This window comes from Okeania sp. SIO2B9 (assembly GCF_010672505.1).
GTDB lineage: Bacteria > Cyanobacteriota > Cyanobacteriia > Cyanobacteriales > Microcoleaceae > Okeania > Okeania hirsuta.
The window spans coordinates 1-6,283 of record NZ_JAAHGK010000334.1; the positions used below are offsets into that span (position 1 = coordinate 1).

At 36.0% G+C, this 6,283-nt stretch carries 5 protein-coding genes; all 5 read right to left on the reverse strand.

Translation table 11 applies throughout. The features are described from left to right. Positions 1–314 precede the first annotated feature (314 nt). The 5 genes from F6K13_RS13610 to F6K13_RS13630 all read right to left on the reverse strand — a co-directional run bounded on the left by F6K13_RS13610 (position 315) and on the right by F6K13_RS13630 (position 5,699). A complete protein-coding gene (locus tag F6K13_RS13610) occupies positions 315–1,049 on the reverse strand; it encodes an energy-coupling factor ABC transporter ATP-binding protein (RefSeq protein ID WP_124154431.1) in 735 nt (244 codons plus the stop codon). 11 nt (positions 1,050–1,060) lie between these two features. Then, positions 1,061–1,861, reverse strand: coding sequence for a cobalt ECF transporter T component CbiQ (gene cbiQ, locus F6K13_RS13615; RefSeq protein ID WP_124144537.1), 801 nt, complete (start codon positions 1,859–1,861; stop codon positions 1,061–1,063). Positions 1,862–2,940: 1,079 nt separating this feature from the next. Then, on the reverse strand, positions 2,941–3,585 hold the full coding sequence (gene cbiM / locus F6K13_RS13620) for a cobalt transporter CbiM (protein WP_124144538.1): 645 nt from the start codon (positions 3,583–3,585) through the stop codon (positions 2,941–2,943). Positions 3,586–3,888: 303 nt separating this feature from the next. Beyond that, positions 3,889–4,395 carry a carboxypeptidase-like regulatory domain-containing protein gene (locus tag F6K13_RS13625; RefSeq protein WP_124144539.1) on the reverse strand — a complete coding sequence of 169 codons (507 nt, stop codon included), beginning with the start codon at positions 4,393–4,395 and terminating at the stop codon, positions 3,889–3,891. A gap of 452 nt (positions 4,396–4,847) precedes the next feature. Further along, a complete protein-coding gene (locus F6K13_RS13630) occupies positions 4,848–5,699 on the reverse strand; it encodes a DUF4382 domain-containing protein (protein WP_124144581.1) in 852 nt (283 codons plus the stop codon). Positions 5,700–6,283: the final 584 nt, after the last annotated feature.

Sequence of the window (6,283 nt, forward strand, 5' to 3'; positions counted from 1 at the left end):
GCCTCAGGGGGGTCCGCCCCCCCTGAGGCCTAAAATTTTACCCACCCCCTTGAGGCCCGAAACCGACCCCATCCTCCGCCGCCAAAGGCGGCAAAGAAAATTTTTCCTTTCTTCGAGTTGAGTATTTATACTTAGTATTTTCCTGAAAATCTGACTGCTGAGAAAGGTCAAATGTAGGAGCTATATAGTATAAATACCTACCAAGTTACGGATTTTTCTACTACTTTTAATGTTACAAATTGAAGTGCGGAATGTGAGTTGTAGGACTGCCAATGCTTTTCCCTAAGACCTACCACCTACTACCTAAGACCTTCTTAATAATCAATGGGTAAACCGTAGTATTCAAGAGTTGAACTATCTTGAATAATATTTTGAGTAGAAGTATCTACTTGAATTTGACCAGATTGCAAAATTAAAGCACGTTGAGTTACTTTAGCAACCCAGTTTAAATCATGGGAAGCAATTAATATAATTTTAACTGGTAATTGTAAGATGATTTTAGCTAAATTTTTTCGCCATAAAGGGTCTAGACCATTAGTGGGTTCATCTAATATTAAAATTTCTGGTTTTAATGCTAAAACAGCGGCTAAAGCAGCCAATTTTTTTTGACCTCCTGAAAGTTCATATACAGATCGATCTGCATACTTTTCTAAACCAAATTTTACTAACAAATTATGAGCAATTTCTGTAGCAGTTTCTGGAGATAAACCATAGTTAAGCGGACCAAAAGTTATATCCTCTAAAATCGTAGGCATAAATAGTTGGTCATCAGGATTTTGGAAACAAAAACCTATTTGACGACGTACTTGAGATAAAGTTTTTTCTTCTAGAAGAATTCCTTGAATCCAAATTTCACCAGATACAGGTTTTTTTAAGCCTACTAAAATTTCCATCAAAGTGCTTTTTCCTGTACCTGTAGGTCCTAACAAAGCGACTCTTTCTCCAGGCTTAATTGTCAATGAAAGACTCCGTAAAATCGGTTCATTTTGTGGATATTCAAACAATAAATCTTTAACATAGACTCCAGCTTTTGGGTAATCGTCTTGCATTTTATCAATGACTAATTATTAACAGTAAAAAAAAATATTTCTGCCATGGCAAAACTAGCAGCAATTATCAGAGATAGGAATAGATATATTGAGTCAGAGCTATATTTAAGATTGTTTGTATAACTGAAATATATTCTATTATTTTCATTGTGTAACACATTGCCATAACCGCGCAACAACATTGCCTGATAAACTCGTTCTGCTTGTTGATAACTTCGCACTAAAAGACTACCTGTAAGAGCAGCATAAACTGATAAATTTCTCCAACTAAATTTGTTTCGTTGAAAACCTCTTAATCTAGTAGCTTTAAGCATAATACTAAGTTGATTAGATATTTCAAAAATATAACGATAAGATAACAACAGTATATCGGTAATAATGGGAGAAATTCCTAACTGCCTCATCCCTTTTATTGTTGTTAAAAACGAACTTGTACCGAATAAAATTAAACAAGTAGTCATAATGGCAAAAAAACGACTAACAATTAATATAACTGCCAGACATCCTTCCTGACGAATTGTCAAAAATCCGTATTGCCAAATAATTGTTTGACCAGATAAAAAAGGTAATAATACGATTACTCCTAACAAAAAAAACCCTGGATAACGTAATCGACTAATTAAAAATGATAAAGGTAGGTTTGAAACTCCATAAAGCAGAATTGTTACTAAGAGCATTAATGGAATTAAATACCAATTCTTAACAGTAGCAAAAGCAAACATTAATGCCATTAAACCAATAAGTTTATATCTCACATCCCACCGATGTATTGGAGAGTTTAAATTGGCATATTCATCTAGAGCAAATTTCATTACTATAGTAGGTATTAGGTAGTAGATTTTCCACAATTAATAATTATTGTCTCCTCTCCTTTTTGAGTGGGGCAGTAGGCGACCCACCCCTAACCCCTCCCCCTCCCAGGAGTGGAATAGGGGGAGTAGTAAACATAAGAATAATTAACAATAACTGGCGTGCTAATTATCAAAAAAGTTATTCAGTCTGCGTTAATTACTTAATAATTGAAGTGTCACCTAAGTTAAGTATTCTTTTTTCACGCTTGGTATAATAAACAAATGAGAAAAAAATCGAAATAGGTAAATTATAGGATTGGAGAAGTTTTTTTTAGGCATAATTTTCAGTTTTTTTTGTAGCATTGCTTTTTCCACGCTTGGTATTACCTAATACCTTATGGTAACTACTATTAGCTGTAGACGAGAAAAGTTTACTGCTCAATCTAACACCTAACTTTGAAAACAAAGGAACAAATAACAAAAGAAAGTTGTAGTTAAAAATTTGACTAACTATCACCGAAAAGTCCTGACCTCAAGTCTCCCCTTTTAAGGGGATAAAAAGCGGTTGAGGGATGGCGAGGTCCCCTCGCCATATCCAATCAACCAAGACAGCGGTCGATCTTCGGAGCTTCCCGTAGGGTGGGGTGGCGTTTGCTACCGCAAAGCTTTCCGTTCCGGAATGCTACCGCAAACGCTAACAGGGGAGCGGGTCTGTAAGAACGGGTCTCCTCGCCATATCAAATCGACCAAGAGAAAGAGAATATTTCAGATTTCAAGCTTCTTGCTTTCCTAGGTCATGCTGCGCAAACAGCGGTCGGTACTGATAACTGATAACTGAAATGACTAACTAATAGTTATTCAAGATTGATTTGAAGGATATAGTAGTCGAAGGAAAGGTGAGGACATATCAAAAACTTAAAACTCAGACAACGCCAGATTTTTCCTTATTACTTATGTCTTCTTCCTTCTGCTATAACCTGTGAAATTTTCTCCCTTACCTATTTTCCATAATCATCTTCTCTAGTAAGAGTTTCAACCCATAATTTTCAAATTTAAAAACCAGTATCCTCTGACTTTTTATAGATTTCTGAACAACAGTCCTAAGAAGGTAAAAGCTCTGGCATAACTCGACGCAAAAAACTAATAATCATTGCAGTCAAAATACCTTCTATTCCCATCAAAGGAATATGAGAAATCATTAATCCATAAATTACTCTCTGCTCTAAGACAGTATCAAACCCAGAAGGTATATTTGTAATAATTATCGTAAAAAATATTAAACTAGAAACTCCAATAGCACTAGCTCCAGCAATAAATCCAAAAATACTCATAGATAAATTTTCCTTAATTCCATTTCCTAAAATATGACGTAGCTGAAATATTTGATAAGCCAAAAGCGCAGGTATTCCCATAATTAAAGCATTAATTCCTAAAGTAGTTAAACCACCATGTCCGAACATTATTGCTTGAAAAAATAGACCAACCAGGATAGCTGGAAAAGCATAATAACCCAAAACAGTTCCTAACAAACCATTTAATACTAAATGAACGCTAGCTGGTGGAATAGGAATATGAATACTAGAAGCCACAAAAAAAGCTGCTGTTAATAAAGAAGCTTTAGGAATACTAGCTTGAGGATTTGGTAAACGATTAATTTGGCGTAGAGAATACCAGGTAATTAAAGAAGTAATCCCATAGCCACTAATACATAGTTGAGCAGGCAAAATACCTTCTGAAATGTGCATTATTGAAGATTTAAAATTATCCTGACAAAGGTCAAATATTATAAGCATTCAGCCGTCAGCTATTAGCTATCAGCTAGTAATTTTGGGTCTGCGTAAAAGCAACCTTTGAAATTGAAAAAGAATAAAAAGTTACTGCCAAAGTCCCAGGAACAAAAAAGCAACCTTTGAAATTGAAAAAGAATAAAAAGTTACTGCCAAAGTCCCAGAAACAAACCTGAGAAATAATTATTCATTACTAATTGCTGATAGCTGACTGCTGATAGCTGTTTGCGCAGCATTCCGCAGGAAATGCTTACCATTATTCTAATGTTCTTCTTGTGGTCGATATTGAGTTTTAAATCGCCAAAAAAATAAAGTAGTTCCCACAAAACCCCACATAGTACAACCGATCATTAATCCTTTTTGTAGCGGATTATAATCATTAGAAATATTGGCTAAATACTTGTGATTTTTGCTGACATTATGATTATGATAATTGTTAGATTCATCTACTTGAAAAGGAATACTGACCAGCCCACCATGACCAGCTTGACGCACCTTAATTTCCCAAGTTCCAGACAGAGAAGAATCAGGGTGAAAAATAAAATTTCCTTGCTCATCAGTTGTGCCTTTTAACCAAACTTTATTTGGTTCGATAGGAGCATAAACTGTGACAGAAGCATTAGGTAAAGGAGTGCCAGTATCGTAAGTAGCATTAATCTTAATTGCCTGAGTAATTTGGTGTTGAATTTTCACTCCATGAGCGATGGCTTTTCCCTGTAAACTTACTGAAGATAAAAATATTAAAGGAATAGCAAATTGCCATTTCATATTTTACCTATGTATAATTTTTACCTTAGCAATCTTGCCATTATTTATAATAAAATAGGATTTATTTTATAGAAAATCCCGAATTACTAAATTACCCAATTTAATTTATGAGATTTCTTTGTGGGTTTAATACCCCACCGTCAACGGGGGTGTTCACGCATTACTTGGGGGAGCGAATCCCCATGTAATTTTCCTCCTGTCTCCTGTCTCCTGTCTCCTGTCTCCTTCTTCAAGAGATTTCTTACAAGGCTAAAAGTCCAATAAATTACTAGTGCAGGATGGCAGAAATAACTAACCAGTTACAAAATCCTAAAAGCCTTACCAATCAATACTTTTGACTGTATTGAGTGCGTCTTACATTCTGAGGACACCTCAGAATTACGCACTCGATGCATGACTTTTGACTTTTAACTTCCGCGTAGCGGCAATAGACAAAAATTATCTTTGACTTTTTAATTTTGACTTACTAATGACTCATGGCAATGGCCTTCACCGACATGACCCAAACTGGGTAAAATTGCCATTAACTTTTGATAGTCAGCAGGGGAAAGTTTGCTTTTCAATGTAGCCATATCTGCTTCAACTTTTCCTCCTTCGGCGATCGCTGCTAGAGGTGCAAAACCTAATGCTCCTGTATTAATTTCATCATCTGAGGCGGCACCACCATCACCGAAAAGATGGTCAAAATGGAATGTTGCCTCCAATTCTGCGGTATCTCCACCTTGGAGAATACCTTTACGCTCATCTCCAACAAAATCTCCACAGGTAAATTCTAGCTCCTGGTCAATTTTGAGGGTAAAAGGTATAGTCTGACCATCTTTAGTTGCTGTGCCATTAATTAATAGAGAATAACCCTGAGCAGGGCCAACCGTTGCTTTGGGCATTTTCCAAGAGATGGCATTGTAGCGACCAGGAGGTGCAGATACCTCACTTACCAAAATAGCTTCCGCAGTTTCATCCCCCTCTGCTAAGTCTACTGTTTTAGTTTGAGCAAGAATGACCTTTTCTTTTGCCTCTGGTTTTCCTCCCGTTTCAGCATTATAGGGTGGGTCTGTTTGGTAGGCAGTGACTTCCACTAAATTCGCGTAAAGTTGGTCAAATGTCACTTTCCACCCATCTTTAGTCACGAAACCTTCTCTGACAAAGTCTTCTCCGTTGGCACGAAGTTTGAGAGTACCTGGAGTATTGTCAGTTGTTTGGGTTTGCTCGGTCTCAGTTTCAGTTGTTTGGGTTTGACAACTGCTGAGTAAAGCACTAGGGATGACAAAGGCCAATGTTGACCATATTAACAGCTGTTTTCTCATCTTCATTACTTTTACAGTTGTACAGATAGGATGTTGAAAGTAAGAAAATTTTAGCCATGGGATTTTGATTTATAGAGAATTATGGACATGAGTAACTATTTCTCTCAAAATCTATGTTGCTTACTTTTTTGACATTCTTTCATACACATCTCTGTTATTTAGCAAACACTTTTTTATAAAAATTAACAATCCCTGGGGAGGGCATTATAGCGCGTAGCGCAAGTCAGAAGTTAGAAGTCATAAGTCAGAAGCAATCCCTGACTGAGTTTGAGTGTTTATAATTTCCCTAACCTATTTATGTAATGCTATATGTGGACAAAATAATAATTAAGTTTTAAAATTTTTTTTGAATAAGGCAGAAGGCATTCCCCCTTTCAAAGCTATCCCTTACCCATAAGTCTTAGAAGTATTGCAGGGTGGAGAGATGGTTATAGTAGCAACGCCAGAGAAATCAAATAGCACACCCATTCGTTATTCACTTTTAGCCACCTCTGTCACTATTTATCTTTTAAAGATTTAAAATTGCTTTTAAACTTTGAGTTAATAACTATTACTATCAAAAATAAGATGATAGGATTATGACA

Excerpts from the sequence above, each read along its gene's own strand:
- cbiM (WP_124144538.1), bottom strand. The coding sequence starts at position 3,585 with ATGCACATTTCAGAAGGTATTTTGCCTGCTCAACTATGTATTAGTGGC.
- F6K13_RS13625 (WP_124144539.1), bottom strand. The coding sequence starts at position 4,395 with ATGAAATGGCAATTTGCTATTCCTTTAATATTTTTATCTTCAGTAAGT.
- F6K13_RS13610 (WP_124154431.1), bottom strand. The coding sequence starts at position 1,049 with ATGCAAGACGATTACCCAAAAGCTGGAGTCTATGTTAAAGATTTATTG.
- cbiQ (WP_124144537.1), bottom strand. The coding sequence starts at position 1,861 with ATGAAATTTGCTCTAGATGAATATGCCAATTTAAACTCTCCAATACAT.
- F6K13_RS13630 (WP_124144581.1), bottom strand. The coding sequence starts at position 5,699 with ATGAGAAAACAGCTGTTAATATGGTCAACATTGGCCTTTGTCATCCCT.